This window comes from Streptomyces sp. NPDC036764 (assembly GCF_055609385.1).
Genome location: NZ_JBVJPT010000001.1, coordinates 127,871 through 147,480 on the forward strand (window position 1 = coordinate 127,871; position 19,610 = coordinate 147,480).

General features: G+C 71.3%; 16 protein-coding genes and 1 riboswitch. Of the genes, 10 read left to right on the forward strand and 6 right to left on the reverse strand.

The annotated features are described in order from the left end of the window. Window positions 1-152: 152 nt before the first annotated feature. The 3 genes from ACZ69Q_RS00525 to ACZ69Q_RS00535 all read right to left on the reverse strand — a co-directional run bounded on the left by ACZ69Q_RS00525 (window position 153) and on the right by ACZ69Q_RS00535 (window position 2,254). Complete coding sequence (locus ACZ69Q_RS00525) at window positions 153-1,097, reverse strand: sucrase ferredoxin (protein WP_471033880.1); 945 nt, start codon at window positions 1,095-1,097, stop codon at window positions 153-155. Window positions 1,098-1,339: 242 nt separating this feature from the next. Further along, a complete protein-coding gene (locus ACZ69Q_RS00530; RefSeq protein WP_471033881.1) occupies window positions 1,340-1,576 on the reverse strand; it encodes a hypothetical protein in 237 nt (78 codons plus the stop codon). A 126-nt stretch (window positions 1,577-1,702) separates the two neighbouring features. Next, window positions 1,703-2,254: a DUF6082 family protein gene (locus tag ACZ69Q_RS00535; RefSeq protein WP_471033882.1), complete on the reverse strand. Its 552-nt coding sequence runs from the start codon at window positions 2,252-2,254 to the stop codon at window positions 1,703-1,705. A 323-nt stretch (window positions 2,255-2,577) separates the two neighbouring features. Here ACZ69Q_RS00535 and ACZ69Q_RS00540 point away from each other — a divergent pair, with 323 nt between their 5' ends. Beyond that, a complete protein-coding gene (locus ACZ69Q_RS00540; protein WP_471033884.1) occupies window positions 2,578-3,651 on the forward strand; it encodes a CobW family GTP-binding protein in 1,074 nt (357 codons plus the stop codon). Here ACZ69Q_RS00540 and ACZ69Q_RS00545 read toward each other — a convergent pair. Next, window positions 3,648-6,104 carry a DNA gyrase/topoisomerase IV subunit A gene (locus tag ACZ69Q_RS00545; protein ID WP_471033885.1) on the reverse strand — a complete coding sequence of 819 codons (2,457 nt, stop codon included), beginning with the start codon at window positions 6,102-6,104 and terminating at the stop codon, window positions 3,648-3,650. The two genes, ACZ69Q_RS00540 and ACZ69Q_RS00545, sit on opposite strands and share 4 nt — an antisense overlap. Before the next feature lie 607 nt (window positions 6,105-6,711). Here ACZ69Q_RS00545 and ACZ69Q_RS00550 point away from each other — a divergent pair. From ACZ69Q_RS00550 to ACZ69Q_RS00565, 4 genes are all read left to right on the forward strand, one after another. Then, window positions 6,712-8,088 carry a M16 family metallopeptidase gene (locus ACZ69Q_RS00550; protein WP_471033887.1) on the forward strand — a complete coding sequence of 459 codons (1,377 nt, stop codon included), beginning with the start codon at window positions 6,712-6,714 and terminating at the stop codon, window positions 8,086-8,088. Further along, a complete protein-coding gene (locus tag ACZ69Q_RS00555) occupies window positions 8,085-9,473 on the forward strand; it encodes a M16 family metallopeptidase (protein WP_471033889.1) in 1,389 nt (462 codons plus the stop codon). Before ACZ69Q_RS00550 ends, ACZ69Q_RS00555 begins: the two co-directional genes overlap by 4 nt. Before the next feature lie 212 nt (window positions 9,474-9,685). Next, window positions 9,686-9,850: riboswitch (cyclic di-AMP (ydaO/yuaA leader) on the forward strand. A gap of 12 nt (window positions 9,851-9,862) precedes the next feature. Continuing rightward, window positions 9,863-10,648 (forward strand): M23 family metallopeptidase, encoded by a 786-nt coding sequence (locus ACZ69Q_RS00560; RefSeq protein ID WP_471033890.1) that lies wholly within the window; start codon window positions 9,863-9,865, stop codon window positions 10,646-10,648. Window positions 10,649-10,837: 189 nt separating this feature from the next. After that, on the forward strand, window positions 10,838-11,533 hold the full coding sequence (locus ACZ69Q_RS00565; protein WP_471033892.1) for a GntR family transcriptional regulator: 696 nt from the start codon (window positions 10,838-10,840) through the stop codon (window positions 11,531-11,533). 179 nt (window positions 11,534-11,712) lie between these two features. Here the strand turns inward: ACZ69Q_RS00565 and ACZ69Q_RS00570 are convergent, their stop codons facing one another. Beyond that, window positions 11,713-11,994 (reverse strand): HPr family phosphocarrier protein, encoded by a 282-nt coding sequence (locus ACZ69Q_RS00570; protein ID WP_019755624.1) that lies wholly within the window; start codon window positions 11,992-11,994, stop codon window positions 11,713-11,715. Window positions 11,995-12,174: 180 nt separating this feature from the next. Between ACZ69Q_RS00570 and ACZ69Q_RS00575 the strand changes: the two genes are divergently transcribed. The 4 genes from ACZ69Q_RS00575 to ACZ69Q_RS00590 are packed head-to-tail and all read left to right on the forward strand — an operon-like array spanning window position 12,175 to window position 17,547. Then, a complete protein-coding gene (locus ACZ69Q_RS00575) occupies window positions 12,175-15,021 on the forward strand; it encodes a bifunctional acetate--CoA ligase family protein/GNAT family N-acetyltransferase (RefSeq protein WP_471033893.1) in 2,847 nt (948 codons plus the stop codon). A 52-nt stretch (window positions 15,022-15,073) separates the two neighbouring features. Beyond that, window positions 15,074-15,661 carry a DUF5998 family protein gene (locus ACZ69Q_RS00580; protein ID WP_471033895.1) on the forward strand — a complete coding sequence of 196 codons (588 nt, stop codon included), beginning with the start codon at window positions 15,074-15,076 and terminating at the stop codon, window positions 15,659-15,661. Beyond that, window positions 15,661-16,854, forward strand: a complete 1,194-nt coding sequence (locus ACZ69Q_RS00585) for an alkaline phosphatase family protein (RefSeq protein WP_471033896.1) — start codon at window positions 15,661-15,663, stop codon at window positions 16,852-16,854. Before ACZ69Q_RS00580 ends, ACZ69Q_RS00585 begins: the two co-directional genes overlap by 1 nt. Window positions 16,855-16,899: 45 nt before the next feature. Continuing rightward, window positions 16,900-17,547 (forward strand): thymidine kinase, encoded by a 648-nt coding sequence (locus ACZ69Q_RS00590; RefSeq protein ID WP_471033897.1) that lies wholly within the window; start codon window positions 16,900-16,902, stop codon window positions 17,545-17,547. A gap of 25 nt (window positions 17,548-17,572) precedes the next feature. Here ACZ69Q_RS00590 and ACZ69Q_RS00595 read toward each other — a convergent pair whose 3' ends face one another. Then, entirely contained in the window at window positions 17,573-18,376 is an 804-nt protein-coding gene (locus tag ACZ69Q_RS00595) for a VOC family protein (RefSeq protein WP_471033898.1), read from the reverse strand. Between the two features lie 296 nt (window positions 18,377-18,672). Here ACZ69Q_RS00595 and ACZ69Q_RS00600 point away from each other — a divergent pair, with 296 nt between their 5' ends. Continuing rightward, on the forward strand, window positions 18,673-19,524 hold the full coding sequence (locus ACZ69Q_RS00600; RefSeq protein ID WP_471033899.1) for a sulfurtransferase: 852 nt from the start codon (window positions 18,673-18,675) through the stop codon (window positions 19,522-19,524). The last annotated feature ends 86 nt before the right edge of the window (window positions 19,525-19,610 follow it).

Genomic DNA, 19,610 nt, shown 5'->3' on the forward strand with positions numbered 1-19,610 from the left:
ATCCGGTGATCGATACGGGTTGGCAGGGCATCCGGTGATCGATACGGGTCGGCAGGGCATCCGGTGATCGATACGGTCGGGCAGGGCATCCGGTGATCGATGCGGGTCAGGCAGTGCATCCGGTGATCGACGGGCTCGGGCGGCGCCGTCGGTCAGCTCGCCAGTGCCGTCGTCATCCTCAGCTCGCGCAGCGCCACCACGTCCATGCGTGCGGGCGAGCCGAGCACCGACGTCCCGCAACTCTCGGGGCGGGGCGGCCGGGAGGTGCCCTGGGCCACGCTCACCCGCCAGTGCCGTCCGTCCACGTGGGCGACGGTCACTTCCCACCGCGGGGCCGCGCCGTCGGTCCGTACGACGCTCAGTGCCTCGGCGGCGTCCTCGCCGGTGGCCCTGCGGACGGCCAGCTCGGCCGCCTGGCCCGGCCGCTCCCAGGCCGAGTTCCCGCGGCAGCCTTCGACGACGATCCGGCCCTCCTGGACGCTGTGCAGGACTTCCTTGACGGCATGGGTCTGTGCCCGGCCGTACGCGTAGCCGTAGGGCAGCACGAGCAGCGTGGGGGAGAACCGGTGTCCGCCCAGATGGGTGACCTCCCAGACCCCGTCCACCCCGGAGGCGGCTAGCTCAGCCGCGAGGGGGCGCCCCAGGAGGGCACAGCAGCGGTCGCGCTTGCCGTTGGTGCAGACGAGGGCCAGCGGGTCGCCTGTGTGGGGCCGCCCGTCGAGAACCGAGTCGAAGGTGTGGTGGTCGCCCATGCCGAGGGCGGTGAAGTCCAGGCCGAGCAACTGCTGGGGGTCGCTGATCGTGGCGGCGTGCAGCCATACGTTGCCGGGGACGGTGTGGGCCACGTAGACCTGGCGTTCGGCGGCCCCGCCGCAGTCGGCGTGCCGGCCGGGGCGGCGGATCAGCGCGATGCGTACGCCCGTGCCCTGCGCGGCGGCCTCCAGGGCGCGGCCCAGTGCGGGATCCAGGTGGCTCTGGGTGAGCGCCTTGGCACCCCACGGACCGGGCTGCTCCAGCAGCAGCCATGTCGTCGCGGTCGCCGCGGTCCCCGCGATGGGCTCGTCGAGGTCCTGCGAGACGGTTGAGCACGTACTCACAGAGGTGAGCCTAACCTGACTTGAGTCGGCGTGGCTGCTTGAGGGGGAGCGGCACTGCTCAAGAGGCGTGTGACATGCGTGTGGCCTGGTGCCGTTCTGGCGCCAGGCCTCATCGGTGGTGATCGAGCAGTGACGGGGTGCCGATCTGCTCGCCGGCTGGGTCTCCCGAGTCGCTGTGTGGTTGCGCGCGGCCGGGTGAGGTTTCACGGGACGAGTCGGGGTGGACGCGTACTCGTGCAGGACTAGGCGTCAGGGATATCCGCTTTTGCGCGGATCAAGGTCTCCCTGCTCACGATGACAATGCGTTCGTAATCCGCGCGGGAGGCGTCGTCGGGGAGTTCACGCTCAAGCGCCTCGGTGGCCTCCGTGCCGATCACGGCGAAATTGCCGTCGCTCAGTTCGAACACGTCCGGGCAGTTGGCTCCCGAGGCACTGCCACGGGCACTTGGAGGCACACCGATGCGGCGCACGATCTTCAAGGGGCTACCGATCCTTACGAAGTGGTTCGTGGTCGGCAGCACGGTATCTGGGATTCCGGAGTGAGTTGGTAAAGTCGCGCGACTCGTGTCGATGCGTTGACCATCACCACCCCCTGGAGTAATTGATCAAGAGGGTGGCGGACTCCCGATCACCCACCACTCGTCCGTGTCGGCCTCCTCGAGATCCTTGATGAGACCGTCGACCATGCGGCCGATTCGGGCCTCGTCGGACGTGTGTTTCAAGGTCGCCCGCTGGCTCTTCGAGGCCTCCCAGTACTCCCGCATCAGGGGGTTCTGGAAGAGCTCGCGAGCGTGCCCGTAGAACTCCTCCTGGTCGACTATCCCTGCCCGATGGAGGTGGTAAAGGTTGACGTACCAGGCATTGGCGTAGAAGTACTGCCGCCGCCGCTCCGCCGGAATGCTCGGGTCGTACGTATCGATCACGGCGGCGAGTGAAGGGTTGTCGATCGCCCTGGAGAGCAATTCCCAGTGCATGCGCTGCTGGTGCGCCAGGGCCCGGCGCCGCGATGCGAGTTCCTCGAGCTCAAGGCGCCTTAGCTGCACCCGCTCCACTTCGAGCCGCCGCTGGCGCGCGGCCAGTGTCATCCCGGCGGTAGCGAGCACCAAAGCGGCCGCGGCGGAGCGCAACCTCCCCGCGACGTTCTTCTGTGTGACCATGTCAACTACCCCCGATCAGGCGGCCGTCCGCCGGTCGTCGGGATGCGGGTCGACTGGAGGGGACCGGCGAGCGGTGGGCGGCGCTTGCCGTCTCCCAGGGTGCCGAGCGGCTCTGATCGGCGGGGAGGCGGAGAGGAGGCGCACGGAGGGAAGCGAGGGTCGCACACTCCGGCGCCATGCCCAACGTCTGCCCGGCAAGTGCAGCTAACAATCGTTCACTTCGCGGTGATTCTTCCGGCTCGTATCCTGGATCGGCATTCAAATCCTCGTATGTGCGCCGAGCCGCGAGCCGGTGCACCCGTCGGCGTGAGAAAGGTCGCACGTTGAGCCAGCAGAGGCCCGGGCCACAGCAGATTCCGGTCGTCGTGCTCGCCGGATTCCTCGGTTCCGGCAAGACGACTCTGCTCAACCACCTCCTCCACCGCAGCGGAGGCACCCGTATCGGGGCCATCGTCAACGACTTCGGTGCCATCGAGATCGACGCCATGGCGGTCGCCGGCGCGCTCGGCGACTCGACGGTCTCCCTCGGCAACGGCTGCCTGTGCTGCGCGGTCGACGCGAGCGAGCTGGATGTCTATCTGGAGCGGCTCGCCCGGCCGTCCACCGGCATCGACGTCATCGTCATCGAGGCCAGCGGGCTCGCCGAGCCCCAGGAGCTCGTGCGCATGCTGCTCGCCAGCGAACATCCCGGCATCGTGTACGGCGGGCTCGTCGAGGTCGTGGACGCCGCCGAGTTCGACGCCACCCGCGCCAGACACCCCGAGATCGACCGGCACCTCGCCCTCGCCGACCTCGTGGTCGTCAACAAGCTCGACCGCGCCGCCGACGACGGGCGCGTTCTCGGGCTGGTGCGTGAGCTCGCCGACCGCGCTGCCGTCGTCCCGGCCACCTACGGCCGGATCGACCCCGAGTTCCTCTTCGACTGCCGCCCCAGCGAGGAGCGCATCGGGCAGCTTTCCTTCGACGATCTGCATGAGGTCCACGAGGAGCACGAGGGCCACGAGGACCACTCGGGACACCTGCACGCCGGCTACGACAGCCTGTCCTTCACCTGTGAAGTCCCCCTCGACCCGCGCCGGTTGATCACCTTCCTCGACGGCCGGCCCGAGGGGCTGTACCGGATCAAGGGATACGTCGACTTCGGCCCGCACGACGCCGCGAACCGCTACGTCGTACACGCCGTCGGGCCGTTCCTGCGCTTCTACCCCGAGCCCTGGCCGCGCGACCACTCCCGTCTCACCCAGCTCGTCCTCATCGGCTCCGGCATCGACTCCGCCGCCCTGGCCAAGGAGCTTGAGGCGTGCAAGAGCGACGCCCCACACGCCGACGAGCACGGCATGTGGGGCGTTCTGCGCTACGTACAGGACCCGCGGGACGGGGACGTCGAGGGGGCCTAGACCGGTCCGGCCACCACCGACACCGTCTTCGCCAGCGAAACCCCCGAGCCGTCGCGGCGCGGATCCATCTCCGGAAGGTCCGCCGGCATGCCGTTCTTCTGCGCCGCGCGCGCCGGGGTGGCGCCCGCCCAGGCCAGGGACAGGCAGTCCTCGCCCTTCAGGAACCGCTGGCAGCGCACACCGCCGGTGGCGCGACCCTTGCGCGGATACTGGTCGAACGGTGTCAGCTTGGCCGTCGTCTGGACCGAGTCGTCCAGCGTGCCGCGCGAGCCCGCGATCGTGAACACCACCGCGTCGGCCGCCGGGTCCACAGCGGTGAACGAGATGACCTTCGCGCCCTCGGTGAGCTTGATGCCGGCCATGCCGCCGGCGGCGCGCCCCTGCGGGCGGACCTGCGCGGCCTGGTAGCGCAGCAACTGGGCGTCGTCCGTGATGAAGACCAGGTCCTCCTCACCGGTGCGCAGCTCCACCGCGCCGACGATCCGGTCGCCCTCCTTCAGCGTGATGACCTCCAACTCGCCCTTGTTGGACGGGTAGTCGGGCACCACACGCTTCACGACACCCTGCTCGGTACCGACCGCCAGGCCCGGGGACGACTCGTCGAGCGTGGTCAGGCAGACCAGTGTCTCGCCGTCCTCCAGCGACACGAACTCCGACAGCGGCGCGCCGCCCGCGAGGTTCGGTCTCGACGCCGTCTCCGGCAACTGCGGCAGATCGATGACGTTGATCCGCAGCAGACGGCCCGTGGAGGTCACCGCGCCCACCTCGCCGCGAGCCGTGGCCGGCACCGCCGAGACGATCACGTCGTGCTTGGAGCGCTTGGCGTCGCCGTCGTCCGCGAACGGGTCGCCGTTCGCCGTACGGGCCAGCAGACCCGTCGAGGACAGCAGCACCCGGCACGGGTCGTCGGCCACCTGGAGCGCCACGGCGGCGACCGGCGTGCCCGCCGACTCCAGCAGGACCGTACGCCGCTCGGTGCCGAACTTCTTGGCCACCGCGGCCAGTTCGGCGGAGACCAGCTTGCGCAGCTCCGCGTCCGAGTCCAGGATCCGGGTCAGCTCGGCGATCTCCTCGCCCAGCCGCTCCTTCTCCGCCTCCAGCTCGATGCGGTCGAACTTGGTGAGACGGCGCAGCGGCGTGTCGAGGATGTACTGGGTCTGGATCTCGGACAGGGAGAAGCGCTCCATCAGGCGTTCCTTCGCCTGTGCGCTGTTCTCGCTGGACCGGATCAGCCGGATGACCTCGTCGATGTCCACCAGCGCGGTGAGCAGGCCCTCGACCAGGTGCAGACGGTCGCGGCGCTTGCCGCGGCGGAACTCGCTGCGGCGCCGGACGACCTCGAAGCGGTGGTCGAGGTAGACCTCCAGGAGCTCCTTGAGGCCCAGGGTGAGGGGCTGGCCGTCGACCAGGGCGACGTTGTTGATGCCGAAGGACTCCTCCATCGGCGTCAGCTTGTAGAGCTGCTCCAGGACCGCCTCCGGCACGAAGCCGTTCTTGATCTCGATGACCAGGCGCAGGCCGTGCTCGCGGTCGGTGAGGTCCTTGACGTCGGCGATGCCCTGGATCTTCTTCGAACCGACCAGGTCCTTGATCTTGGCGATGACCTTCTCCGGGCCGACCGTGAAGGGCAGCTCGGTGACGACGAGGCCCTTGCGGCGGGCGGTCACCGTCTCGATCTCGACCGTGGCGCGGATCTTGAAGGTGCCGCGGCCCGTCTCGTAGGCGTCCCGGATGCCGGCGAGGCCGACGATCCGCCCGCCGGTGGGCAGGTCGGGGCCCGGGACGTGCTTCATCAGGGTTTCCAGATCCGCGTTCGGGTGGCGGATCAGGTGGCGGGCGGCCGAGATGACCTCGCCGAGGTTGTGCGGCGGCATGTTCGTGGCCATGCCGACGGCGATGCCGGACGCGCCGTTGACCAGGAGGTTCGGGAAGGCGGCGGGCAGCGCGACCGGCTCCCGCTCCTGGCCGTCGTAGTTCGGGGTGAAGTCGACCGTGTCCTCTTCGATCGACTCGGTCATCAGGCTCGTGGCCTGGGCCTGGCGGCACTCGGTGTACCGCATGGCGGCCGGCGGGTCGTCGTTGCCCAGCGAGCCGAAGTTGCCGTGGCCGTCCACCAGCGGGACGCGCATCGAGAAGGGCTGTGCCATGCGCACCAGGGCGTCGTAGATCGACGCGTCACCGTGCGGGTGCAACTTACCCATGACCTCGCCGATGACGCGGGCGCACTTCACATAGCCGCGGTCGGGGCGCAGGCCCATCTCGTTCATCTGGTAGACGATGCGGCGATGCACGGGCTTGAGCCCGTCGCGGGCGTCGGGCAGGGCGCGGGAGTAGATGACCGAGTACGCGTACTCGAGGAAGGAGCCCTGCATCTCGTCGACGACGTCGATGTCGAGGATCTTCTCCTCGTACGAGTCGTCGGGCGGCGGGGTCTTCGTGCTACGGCGGGCCATCGCTGCCGGCTCCTTGCTGAAGCGTGTACGGATCTGACGCGGACCATTGTGGACCGCGGCACTGACAACCACCGACCAGGACCCGATGTTGGGCTCCCGCCCGGCGCGTGAGAAGTGTCGCCGACACCGGGCCCCACCGGCGACCCACGGGGCTCTCGAGCACCAACGGGCCTGGACGAGGGACCGCTTGCCGGGGGAGGGGAGGGCGGGTGCCTGCCGGATGACAGGGACCGTCCTCGGCCGAGCCGAGCCGGGTCCAGCCACGCCCGCACAGGCACTTTGACCTCGGCGGCAAGCTCACGCCCCACAACCGTTCACTCGCCGGAGTGATCGACAACCGGCCGCGCAAGCCCGCGGAGCGCGAGGCGGCGCCGCCCGGGCCGATGGCCGCATTCCGCGAGCACGGCCCGCGCCCCTGACACACACGGCACATCCGACACACACGGCACACCCACGTGCCGAGCACCCGGCCGCGCGCCCCACGCTCCACCCAAGCGGTTCTGACCGGGAACTTCGCCGACCCGTCGGACGCTGCATACAGTGGCAGGAACTCAAGCCGAACTGCTCGGCACGCTGCAGTTCACGCGACCGGAAGGACACCTTGCCCATGGGTCACACGGCCACACCGGAGGCACAATCCGGCGGCCTCACCGCGACGGAGCACCGCCTGGCCAACGGCCTGCGCGTGGTGCTCTCCGAGGACCACCTCACGCCGGTCGCCGCGGTCTGCCTCTGGTACGACGTCGGCTCCCGCCACGAGGTCAAGGGCCGTACCGGACTCGCCCACCTCTTCGAGCACCTGATGTTCCAGGGCTCGAACAGCGTCAAGGGCACGGGGCACTTCGAGCTCGTCCAGGGCGCCGGTGGCTCGCTGAACGGCACCACCAGCTTCGAGCGCACCAACTACTTCGAGACCATGCCCGCCCACCAGCTCGAGCTCGCGCTGTGGCTGGAGGCCGACCGCATGGGCAGCCTCCTGACGGCGCTCGACGAGGTGAGCCTTGAAAACCAGCGCGATGTCGTCAAGAACGAGCGCCGCCAGCGCTACGACAACGTCCCGTACGGCACGGCCTTCGAGAAGCTGACCGCGCTGTCGTACCCCGACGGACACCCGTACCACCACACGCCGATCGGCTCGATGGCCGACCTGGACGCGGCCAGCCTGGAGGACGCCCGCGCGTTCTTCCGCACCTACTACGCGCCCAACAACGCCGTCCTGTCCGTCGTCGGCGACATCGACCCGGAGCAGACGCTGGCCTGGGTCGAGAAGTACTTCGGCACGATCGCGGGCCACGACGGCAAGCCCGCCCCGCGCGACGGCTCGCTGCCCGACGTCATCGGCGAGCAGCTCCGCGAGGTCGTCGAGGAGAACGTCCCAGCGCGCGCGATGATGGCCGCCTACCGCCTCCCGAACGACGGCACGCGTGAGTGCGACGCCGCCGACCTGGCGCTGACCGTCCTCGGCGGCGGCGAGTCCTCCCGCCTCTACAACCGCCTCGTACGCCGCGACCGTACCGCCGTGGCGGCCAGCTTCGGCCTGCTGCGGCTGGCCGGCGCGCCCTCCCTGGGCTGGCTGGACGTGAAGACCTCCGCCGACGTCGAGGTGCCGGGCATCGAGTCGGCCGTCGACGAGGAGCTCGCCCGCTTCGCGCAGGAGGGTCCCACCGCCGAGGAGATGGAGCGGGCGCAGGCCCAGCTCGAGCGCGAGTGGCTGGACCGGCTCGGCACCGTCGCGGGCCGCGCCGACGAACTGTGCCGGTACGCCGTCCTGTTCGGCGACCCGCAGCTCGCGTTCACCGCCGTGCAGCGCGTCCTCGACATCACCGCCGAGGAGGTCAAGGCCGTCGCCCAGGCCCGTCTGCGCCCCGACAACCGCGCGGTGCTCGTGTACGAGCCGGTCGGCGACGAGGCCGAGGAACAGGAAGCCGCCGCCACCGACGGGGCCGCCCCCGTCACCGACGAGAACGAGGAGTCGGCGCAGTGACCGAGCTCGCCAGCATGGAGTTCCACCCGCAGCCCCAGGCGGGCCAGGCCCGGCCCTGGGCGTTCCCGGCACCCGAGCGCGGCAAGCTGGACAACGGCCTCACCGTCCTGCGCTGCCACCGCCCCGGCCAGCAGGTCGTCGCCGTCGAGGTGCTTCTGGACACGCCCCTGGACGCCGAGCCGAAGGGCCTCGACGGCATCGCCACGATCATGGCGCGCGCCCTGTCCGAGGGCACGGACAAGCACACCGCGGAGGAGTTCGCCGCCGAGCTGGAGCGCTGCGGCGCCACGCTCGACGCCTACGCCGACCACCCCGGCGTCCGGGTCAGCCTGGAGGTTCCCGTCTCCCGGCTGCCCAAGGCGCTCGGCCTGCTCGCCGACGCCCTCAGGGCGCCCGCGTTCGAGGACTCCGAGGTCGAGCGCCTGGTGCGCAACCGGCTCGACGAGATCCCGCACGAGCTGGCGAACCCCTCGCGCCGGGCCGCCAAGGAGCTCTCCAAGGAGCTGTTCCCGGCGACCGCGCGCATGTCCCGCCCGCGCCAGGGCACCGAGGACACCGTCGCCGGCATCGACTCGGCGTCCGTACGCGCCTTCTACGAGCGGCACGTACGCCCCGCCACCTCCACCGTCGTGGTCGTCGGCGACCTCACCGGCGTCGACCTCGACGCCCTGCTCGGCGACACCCTGGGCGCTTGGACCGGCTCCCCCGGTGAGCCGCGCCCCGTTGCGCCGGTCACCGCGGACGACACCGGACGGGTCGTCATCGTCGACCGTCCCGGCGCCGTCCAGACGCAGCTCCTGATCGGCCGTATCGGCCCCGACCGGCACGACCGCGTGTGGCCCGCGCAGGTGCTCGGCACCTACTGCCTCGGCGGCACCCTCACCTCCCGCCTGGACAAGGTCCTGCGCGAGGAGAAGGGCTACACCTACGGCGTGCGGGCGTTCGGCCAGGTCCTGCGCTCCGCCCCGGACGGCACCGGCGCGGCGATGCTCGCCATCAGCGGCTCCGTCGACACCCCGAACACCGGTCCGGCCCTCGACGACCTCTGGAAGGTCCTGCGCGGCGTCGCCGACGGCGGGCTCACCGACGCCGAGCGGGACTTCGCGGTGCAGAACCTCGTCGGGGTGGCGCCGCTGAAGTACGAGACCGCCGCGTCCGTGGCGAACACGCTGGCCGACCAGGTCGAGCAGCACCTGCCCGACGACTACCAGGCGACGCTCTACCAGCAGCTTGCCGCGACCGGCACGGTCGAGGCCACCGCGGCGGCCGTGAGCGCCTTCCCGGTGGACCGTCTGGTGACGATCCTCGTCGGCGACGCGGCCGAGATCCGGGAGCCGGTCGAGGCCCTCGGCATCGGTGAAGTCACCGTCGTGGCAGCCGAGTAGAGGACGAGCTCGCGCCGTCCGGCGCCACGCGCGCGTAGGGCCCTGGTGACCTATGAGTCACCAGGGCCCCCTTATGCCCGAATTGAGGCAGAGGTTGCCTGTCTGGCCTGTGGGATGCGCTACAAAAGCCGCGATCCGTTTGGGGATTGAAAGATGCCCCGTTTAGCGTCTTGCGGGCTGTCCGTCAGGCAGTGCGCCGCGTCCGCGGCACCGGACAGCCATCGCCGAGTCCCCGTACGGCGCGAGCCAGGGGAGCCGGGGACCCATCGAAGTCCCTGGGGTGAATCGGGCGCCCGCGCGAGCCGCGAGGGGGCCCGTAGGAGACCTTCCTGCTCCGAACCCGTCAGCTAACCCGGTAGGCGAGAGGGAAGGAAAGGACCAGCCACTTCATGGCGTTCACCTGCGCCACGGGGAAGAACCGCCCCACCGGGAAGCACCGTCGGCCCGGCCGGTTCGAGCGCACCACCGCCCGCGCGGCCGGAGTCGCCGCGCTCACCGCCACCGGCGTCGTCGGCGCCCTGGCCGCCCCCGCGCTCGCCGCCGAACCCGCCGCGGAGCAGACCGGCCTCATCCCCGTCATCACCGTCGAGAACTCGATCGCGGACCAGATCGACGCCCAGGCCATCGCCCAGGAGAGGGCGTCCAAGGAGGCCGCCGCCGCGAAGAAGGCCGCCGAGGAGGCCGCGCGCATGAAGGCGGCCGCGAAGGCCGTCCAGGAGCGCGAGGCCAAGGAGCGCGCCGCCCGCGAGGCCGAGCGCAAGCGCCTGCTGTCGTACGTCGCCCCGATCGCCGGCTCGTACGTCTCCACCGGCTACAAGACCGGCGGCGCCGTCTGGTCCTCCGGCAGCCACACCGGCGTCGACTTCCACGCGGCCAGCGGCACCTCCGTCCACGCGGTCGGCTCCGGCACCGTCGTGGAGGCCGGCTGGGGCGGGTCGTACGGCAACAACATCGTGATCAGGATGAACGACGGCACGTACACCCAGTACGGCCACCTGTCGTCCATCGGCGTCTCGGTGGGCCAGGCCGTCACCCCCGGCCAGCAGATAGGCCTGTCCGGCGCCACCGGCAACGTCACCGGGCCGCACCTGCACTTCGAGGCCCGCACGACGGCGGAGTACGGCTCCGACATCGACCCCGTCGCCTATCTGCGCGGGCACGGCGTGAACGTCTGACGCCGCCACCACGCGTCCTCGAAGCCCCGGCTCCCCGAGCCGGGGCTTTCGATGTTTCCCGGCGGATGCGCTGACCAAAAAATATCCATGGATTCCGGCTCGCCGTCGGAAATTCCGGCCGGTTGCAATAGAGTCCTCGGGAACACGTCATTCGTCGACGTTTCACGGGGATTAAGGCGGAGGTCGGTCATGCGTATTCCGGCGCATTCGGTGTGCACGGCGATCCGGGACGACATCGTCGCCGGTGTCTACGAGCGCGGCAGCCGGCTCACCGAGGAACTGCTCGCCCGCCGCTACGGTGTCTCCCGCGTCCCGGTGCGAGAGGCTCTGCGCACCCTGGAGGCGGAGGGCTTCGTCGTGACCCGGCGCCACGCGGGCGCGTGCGTCGCCGAACCGACCGAGCAGGAGGCCACCGACCTGCTGGAGATGCGCAGCCTGCTGGAGCCCCTCGGTGCCTCCCGGGCCGCCCAGCGGCGCACCGAGGCCCATCTGAAGGTCCTGCGCGGCCTGGTCAGGCTGGGGCAGGAGCGGGCCAAGCGGGGGAACAGCGACGACCTGCGCTCCCTGGGCGGCTGGTTCCACGAGACGCTCGCCCAGTCCACCGGCAGCCCCGCCCTGACCTCGATACTGGCCCAGCTCCGTCACAAGATCGCCTGGATGTATGCCGTGGACGCGCCCGCCGACCCCGTGGAGTCCTGGACCGAGCACGGCGCGATCGTGGACGCGGTGGCGCGCGGCGACGGCGAACGCGCCCGCGCGATCACGGCGCTGCACACCGAGCGCTCCCTCTCCGCGCACCGCCTGCGGTTCGGCACCGGCGGCGAGCGCCCGGATCGTGTGAGGAATTCGCAACATCCCGTAAACATGCCGAGCCTGCGGCATTAACACCGGCGCCGTATACAAAGAGGAGATATTCGGCGGCAGGGAATTTCTGCTGCCCTTTTTCGGATGTGCCACCGCCATCCCGTGAATTCCCAGAACGGCTGCCGGAAAACAGTGAAGCCGCGTCCGCCGGAAAGGCGGGCGCGGCTTCACCGTTCGCTACGGATACCCAATCAGGTCGATCAGACCGTCTCGGGCAGCTCCTCGAGTCCCTCGGAGACCAGCTTCGCCAGACGGTCGAGGGCGGCGTCCGCGCCCTCGGCGTCGGAGGCGAGGACGATCTCCTCGCCGCCCTGGGCGCCCAGACCCAGGACGGCCAGCATGGAGGCCGCGTTGACGGGGTTGCCGTCAGCCTTGGCGATCGTCACCGGGACGCCTGTGGCCGTGGCGGCTCGGACGAAGATGGAGGCGGGGCGGGCGTGGAGGCCCTCGGCCCAGCCGACGTTGACGCGGCGCTCAGCCATGTGATGCTGCCCTTCGGTGTTCAGGGTTGTCTAGACCAGTTTCCCACACACGTGAAGCATGCCGGAACGGGACGGCTGTCCCCCTCCGAAGTGACCGTGGGGTCGCGGCCTCGACCCCATGTGACGTCCCGAACAGACTGCCTCGCGCCGTTGTCGTACGCGAGCCGTAATCTGGGCCCCATGCAGAGCGCCTCGGACAGGCACGAGTACCCCGCCCACTGGGAAGCCGACGTGGTGCTGCGCGACGGCGGCACCGCGCGCATCCGCCCCATCACCGTCGATGACGCCGAGCGCCTGGTCAGCTTCTACGAGCAGGTGTCGGACGAGTCGAAGTACTACCGCTTCTTCGCGCCCTACCCGCGACTGTCCGCGAAGGACGTCCACCGCTTCACGCACCACGACTTTGTGGACCGGGTGGGACTCGCGGCCACGATCGGCGGCGAGTTCATCGCCACCGTACGCTACGACCGGATCGGCGCCGACGGAATGCCCGCGTCCGCACCGGCCGACGAGGCCGAGGTCGCCTTCCTCGTCCAGGACGCCCACCAGGGGCGCGGCGTCGCCTCCGCCCTCCTCGAACATATCGCCGCGGTCGCCCGCGAGCGCGACATCCGCCGGTTCGCCGCCGAGGTGCTGCCCGCCAACAGCAAGATGATCAAGGTGTTCACCGACGCCGGGTACACCCAGAAGCGCAGCTTCGAGGACGGCGTCGTGCGCCTGGAGTTCGACTTGGAGCCGACCGACCGCTCGCTCGCCGTGCAGTACGCGCGCGAGCAGCGCGCCGAGGCCCGGTCCGTGCGGCGGCTGCTGGTGCCCGGCTCGGTCGCCGTCATCGGCACCGGCCGCACCCCCGGCGGCGTCGGCCGCGGCGTCCTCGGCAACATCAGGGACGCCGGGTTCACGGGGCGGCTGTACGCCGTGAACAAGGCGTTCCCGCAGGACCTCAAGGAGCTCGACGGAGTGCCCGCGCACCGCTCGGTGCGGGACATCGAGGAGCAGGTCGACCTCGCGGTGGTCGCCGTGCCGGCCGAGTACGTCCCCGACGTGGTCACCGAGTGCGGCGAGCACGGCGTGCAGGGGCTGGTCGTGCTCTCCGCCGGATACGCCGAGAGCGGGCCCGACGGCCGCGAACGCCAGCGCGAACTCGTCCGGCACGCGCGCACGTACGGCATGCGGATCATCGGCCCGAACGCCTTCGGGATCATCAACACCGCCGACGACGTACGCCTCAACGCATCACTGGCCCCCGAGATGCCCAGGCCGGGCCGGATCGGGCTCTTCGCGCAGTCCGGCGCGATCGGGATCGCCCTGCTGTCCCGGCTGCACCGGCGCGGCGGCGGGGTCACCGGCGTCACCGGCATCTCGACCTTCGTGTCGTCCGGCAACCGCGCCGACGTCTCCGGCAACGACGTCCTGCAGTACTGGTACGACGACCCGGACACCGACGTCGTCCTCATGTACCTGGAGTCCATCGGCAACCCGCGCAAGTTCACCCGCCTCGCCCGGCGCACGGCGGCCGCGAAGCCGCTGGTCGTGGTGCAGGGCGCGCGGCACGGGGGAGCGGCGCCGCAGGGCCACACCGTGCGGGTCACCCGGCTCCCGCACACCACGGTCTCCGCGCTGCTGCGGCAGGCCGGCGTGATCCGGGTCGACACCATCACCGAGCTGGTGGACGCGGGACTGCTGCTCGCGCGCCAGCCTCTGCCGACCGGGCCGCGGGTGGCGATCCTGGGGAACTCCGAGTCCCTGGGACTGCTGACGTACGACGCCTGCCTGTCCGAGGGCCTGCGGCCGCTGCCGCCGCTGGACCTGACGACCGCGGCCTCGGCGGCCGACTTCCACGAGGCGCTCTCTCGCGCGCTCGCCGACGACACCTGCGACGCGGTCGTCGTCACCGCGATACCGGCGATCGGGGACGCGACGACCGGGGACGCCGAGCTCGCGCAGGCCTTGAGCTCGGCGGCCGAGCGGGTACCGGGCAAGCCGGTGCTGGTGGTGCACGTGGAGCTCGGAGGGCTCGCCGAGGCTCTGTCGGCCGCGGCGAGCACCGCGCCGCGGGCCGCTGCGGCGGCGCCCCGCACCGCGGGCCGCTCCCACCCCTTCCGCCCGCTGGACTTCCCGGCCGAACCGCTGCCCGAACCGTCGGACACCGCCGAGAACACCCCCCGCCTCATCCCCGCCTACCCGGCCGCCGAACGCGCGGTCCGCGCCCTCGGTGAAGCCGTCAAGTACGCCCAGTGGCGGCGCGAGGCGGCCGAGCCCGGCAAGGTGCCCGAGTACGAGGAGATCGACGAGAAGGGCGCCGCCCGGCTGATCGGCGGCCTGCTCGCGCGCGGACAGGGGCTCACGCTCGGCACGGACGAGACCTGCGACCTGCTCGGCAAGTACGGCATCCAGGTGCACCGCGCCCTGCACGCCCCCACCCCCGACGCGGCCGTCGACGCCGCCCGCACCCTCGGCTACCCCGTCGCCCTCAAGGCCACCGCCCCGCACCTGCGGCACCGCGCCGACCTCGGCGGCGTACGGCTCGACCTGGCGGACGAGGAGCAACTGCGGCGGGCGTACACCGAGTTGACCGAGCTGTTCGGCAGGCCGGAGGAGCTCAGACCGGTCGTGCAGACCATGGCACCGCGCGGCGTCGACACCGTCGTACGGGCCGTGATCGACCCGGCGGCCGGCGCCGTGCTCTCCTTCGGGCTGGCCGGAGCCGCCTCGCAGCTCCTCGGCGACATGGCGCACCGCCTGATCCCGGTCACCGACCGCGACGCCACCTCGATCGTCCGCTCGATCCGGACGGCACCGCTCCTCTTCGGCTGGCGCGGCTCCGCCCCCGTGGACACCCCCGCCCTGGAGGAGCTGCTGCTGCGGGTGTCGCGGCTGGTCGACGACCACCCGGAGGTCGTCGCGGTCACCCTGGAGCCGGTCGTCGTCGCCGCACACGGCCTGAGCGTGCTCGGCGCCTCCGTGCGCCTCGCGCCGCCGCCCGCCCGCGACGACCTCGGACCGAGGACCCTGCCGACGTACTGAGACCCTCCTGAGCGGTGCCTCGCAGTCAGTGCACCCCCGTAGGATGGGCGTCATGGCCAAGACCAGTACGACGACCCAGGGGCTGCGAGCGGCGATCGAGCGCAGCGGCTACTACCCGGCCCTCGTGGCCGAGGCGGTGGAGGCCGCCGTGGGCGGCGAGCCCATCCGGTCGTACCTGGTCCACCAGGAGACCACGTTCGACCAGAACGAGGTGCGGCGGCATGTGACCGTCCTCGTCCTCACCGGCAACCGCTTCATCGTCAGCCACACCGACGAGCAGGCCGCGGACAGCACCTCCCCGACGCCCTACGCCACGACCTCGACGGAGTCGGTCAAGCTCGGCCGGATCTCCTCGGTCGTGGTCAGCCGCGTCGTCGCCAACCCGGAGCAGTACACGGTGGGCACGCTGCCCCGCGAGGTGGTTCTCACCATCGGCTGGGGCGCCGTCTCCCGCATCGACCTGGAGCCCGCCGCCTGCGGCGACCCCAACTGCGAGGCCGACCACGGCTACACGGGCAGTTCGACGGCGGACGACCTCAGCCTGCGCGTCAGCGAGGCCGGCGACGGACCGGAGACGGTGCGCCAGGCGCTCGCCTTCGCCCAGGCGCTGTCCGAGGCGACCGCGGACCCCACGCACTGATGGCACAGTCCACCGCCTGGGATCCCCATCCGGAACCCCTCGCCGTCACCTCAGCCCCGTCCCCCGAGTACGGCGGCGGCTCGCTCGCCGACCTGCTGCCCACACTGGCCGCGGGCATGGCCGTACCGGGCATGACCGCCACGATCGGCGAGCTGACCCCCGCCGACCGCAACTGCGTGTTCCTGATCGACGGCCTCGGCTGGGAGCAGCTCAAGGCGCACCCCGAGGAAGCCCCCTTCATGAGCGCGCTCCTCGGCAGCTCGCGGGGCGGCACCGGACGCCCGATCACCACCGGCTACCCGGCGACCACCGCGACCTCCCTCGCCTCCGTCGGCACCGGCCTGCCGCCGGGTGCGCACGGCCTGCCCGGCTACACCGTGCGCAACCCCGCAACCGGCGAGCTGATGAACCAGTTGCGCTGGAACCCGTGGACGCCGCCGCACGTCTGGCAGCCGTATCCGACCGTCTTCGAACTGGCGCACCGGGCGGGCGTGCACGCGGCCCAGGTGTCCTCGCCCACCTTCCAGAACACCCCGCTGACCAAGGTCGCACTCAGTGGCGGAACGTTCCTCGGGCGGCTGACCGGCGAGGAGCGCATGGACCTCGCGGCCGAGCAACTGGCCGCGGGCGACCGCTCCCTGGTCTACACGTACTACGCCGAACTCGACGGCGCCGGCCACCGCTACGGCGTCGACTCGGACACCTGGCGTGGCCAGCTCATGTACGTCGACCGGCTCGTCCAGCGCCTCGCCGAGCAGTTGCCTGCGCGCACCGCGCTCTACATCACCGCCGACCACGGCATGATCGACGTGCCCTTCGACGAAGAGCACCGCATCGACTTCGACGAGGACTGGGAGCTGCGTGCCGGCGTCGCCCTGCTGGGCGGCGAGGGCCGGGCGCGGCACGTGTACGCGGTGCCGGGCGCCGCGAACGACGTCCTGACCTGCTGGCGCGAAGTGCTCGGCGAACAGTTCTGGGTGGCCTCCCGCAACGAGGCGATCGAGGCGGGCTGGTTCGGGCCGCAGATCGACGAGCGGGTCCACGACCGCATCGGCGACGTGATCGCGGCCGCCCGTGACGACGTCCTGATCATCGCCTCCGAGCGGGAGCCGAAGGAGTCGGCGATGGTCGGCAACCACGGTTCGCTGACCCCCGCCGAGCAGCTCGTGCCGCTGCTCGAAGTACGCTCCTGAAACCTCCCTCAGCCCTCCTTGTTGCCGAAAGGTGCTCAACTCCACATGCCCGAGCTGGTGTTCTTCTCCGGAACGATGGACTGCGGGAAGTCGACACTGGCTCTGCAGATCGAGCACAACCGTTCGGCGCGTGGGCTCGCGGGCATGATCTTCACCCGCGACGACCGCGCGGGCGAGGGCAAGCTGTCCTCACGGCTCGGCCTGGTCACCGACGCGGTGGAGATCGAGGACGGCATGGACCTGTACGGCTACCTCGTCGACCACCTCTCCCGGGGCGGCCGGGCGGACTACGTCATCGCCGACGAGGCCCAGTTCCTCGCCCCGGTCCAGATCGACCAACTCGCGCGCGTGGTCGACGACCTGGGCCTCGACGTGTACGCCTTCGGCATCACGACCGACTTCCGCAGCAAGCTCTTCCCCGGCTCCCAGCGCCTGGTGGAACTGGCCGACCGGGTCGAGGTGCTCCAGGTCGAGGCCCTGTGCTGGTGCGGCGCCCGCGCCACCCACAACGCCCGCACGATAGGCGGCGAGATGGTCGTCGAGGGCGCCCAGGTGGTCGTCGGCGACGTCAACCAGTCCGACGCCGTCGGCTACGAGGTCCTGTGCCGCCGCCACCACCGCCGCCGGATGACGGCGGCCAGCGCACGGGCGGCGGCGCTGTCCCCGGACGTGCTGCCGGTGCAGCCGGCCTGAGCCGCGGTGCGGCCCGCGACCGCCGTCAGCGCGGGTTCTGGATGACGGAGAACCGGGCTCCCTCGGGATCCGCCACCGTCGCCACCCGGCCGTGGGCGCTGTCGTGGGCCGGTCGCAGGACATGGCCGCCGAGGTCGACGATCCGCTCCACCGCGTCGTCGGTGTCGGCGACTTCGAAGTACGTCATCCAGTGCGGGCCCCGGTCGCGGGGCAGGGCGTTGCCGACGCCGTGGATGCCGGCGACCGGGCGGCCGTCGATGTGCAGGCTCACGTAGTCGAGGTCGGCGGAGACCACTGCCTCCTCCTCGTAGCCGAACATCGTCCCGTAGAACTTCGCGACGGTGACGGACTCGAAGGTCAGCAGCTCGTTCCAGGCCGGGGTGCCGGGCACCCCGGTGATGGCCGTGCCGAGATGGGCGGCCGTCTGCCAGATGCCGAAGACGGCGCCGGAGGGGTCGGAGCAGATCGCCATCCGGCCGGCCTCGGCGGCGTCCAGCGGCCCGACGCCGACGGTGCCGCCGCACAGCCGTACCGTCTCGGCGGTCAGGTCCACGTCGTTCGAGGCGAGGTAGGGCGTCCAGGCCACGGGGAGGTGACGGTCGGGCGGCAACTGGCCGATGCCGGCCACCTCACGGCCGTCGAGCAGGGCACGCACATAGGGACCGAGCTGCTGGGGGCCGGGGCGGAACTCCCAGCCGAACAGCGATCCGTAGAACTCCTGGGTCGCGGCCAGCCCGTGCACCATCAGGCTCACCCAGCAGGGCGTGCCGGGCGCGTGCCGAGCGTGTGTCACGCTGTTCGGGCCGGCCGACCCCCGTGCCTCGGTCATCGTCACTCTCTCCTCGGCCCCTTGCGGTGGCCGCGTCTCATCCGCTGTCCCGCCCCCCGTGCCGATGCTCGCACCACCCGAGGTCGCGCGCCCTGCGGGCACGCCGCCGCACGACGGCCGCCGACCGGAGGATGCCCGGTGTGCGATGGACCGCCCGTTTCTGTGCGATTGCCGACGGATGTCGATCGGCTGTACAGCATGTGCCCGATCCCATACGCCTCGTGATCGGGCCTGTCCGGCGGGCAGAGTATCCGGAGCCGGGCGATGCGGCCACCCCGTGCGCAAGGATGGTGGTCATGAACGCCATCATCTCCGCATCCGACCTCGCGAACGCGCTGACGGGGCAGCAGCCGCCGGTGCTGCTCGACGTCCGCTGGCAGTTGAGCCTGGCCAAGACCCCCGGCGAGCCCCCGTTCGACGGCCGCAAGGCATACGAGACCGGGCACGTCCCCGGCGCCGTCTACGTCGACCTGGACCGGGAACTGGCCTCCGCGCCCGGTTCGCGGGGCCGTCATCCGCTGCCCGACTTGGCTGAATTCGGTACGGCGATGCGGCGGGCGGGGGTGTCCTCTGCGACGCCGGTGGTCGTGTACGACGGCGGCCTGGGCTGGGCGGCGGCCCGTGCCTGGTGGCTGCTGCGCTGGACGGGTCACCCCGACGTGCGGGTCCTCGACGGCGGGCTGCCGGCGTGGCAGGGCCCGCTGGAGACCTCGGTGCCGACGCCGGCGGAGGGCGACTTCGAGCCGGTGCCGGGTGCGACGGGTCTGCTCGACGCCGACGGCGCGGCGGCGCTCGCCCGGTCGGGGGTACTCCTGGACGCACGAGCGGGGGAGCGCTATCGCGGCGAGGTCGAGCCGATCGACCGGGTCGGCGGCCACATCCCCGGCGCGGTGTCCGCCCCCACCAATGAGAACGTCGGCCCGGACGGCCGCTTCCTCCCCGCCGAGGAACTCGCCGCCCGCTTCAAGGCTCTCGGCGCATCCGAGGACACCCGGGTCGGCGTCTACTGCGGATCGGGAGTCTCCGCCGCGCACGAGGCCCTGGCCCTGGCGGTCGCGGGCATCGAGACCGACCTGTACGTCGGCTCCTGGTCGGAGTGGTCCTCGGACCCGTCCCGTCCGGTGGCCGTGGGGCCGGATCCGCAGTAGGGCAAGGCAGTTCGGCCATCGGGGGTGAGGACGCTCGCCGACCTCGGCGGGCTTGCTTCACCCTGGAGTCGCAGCCGGCGCTGAGC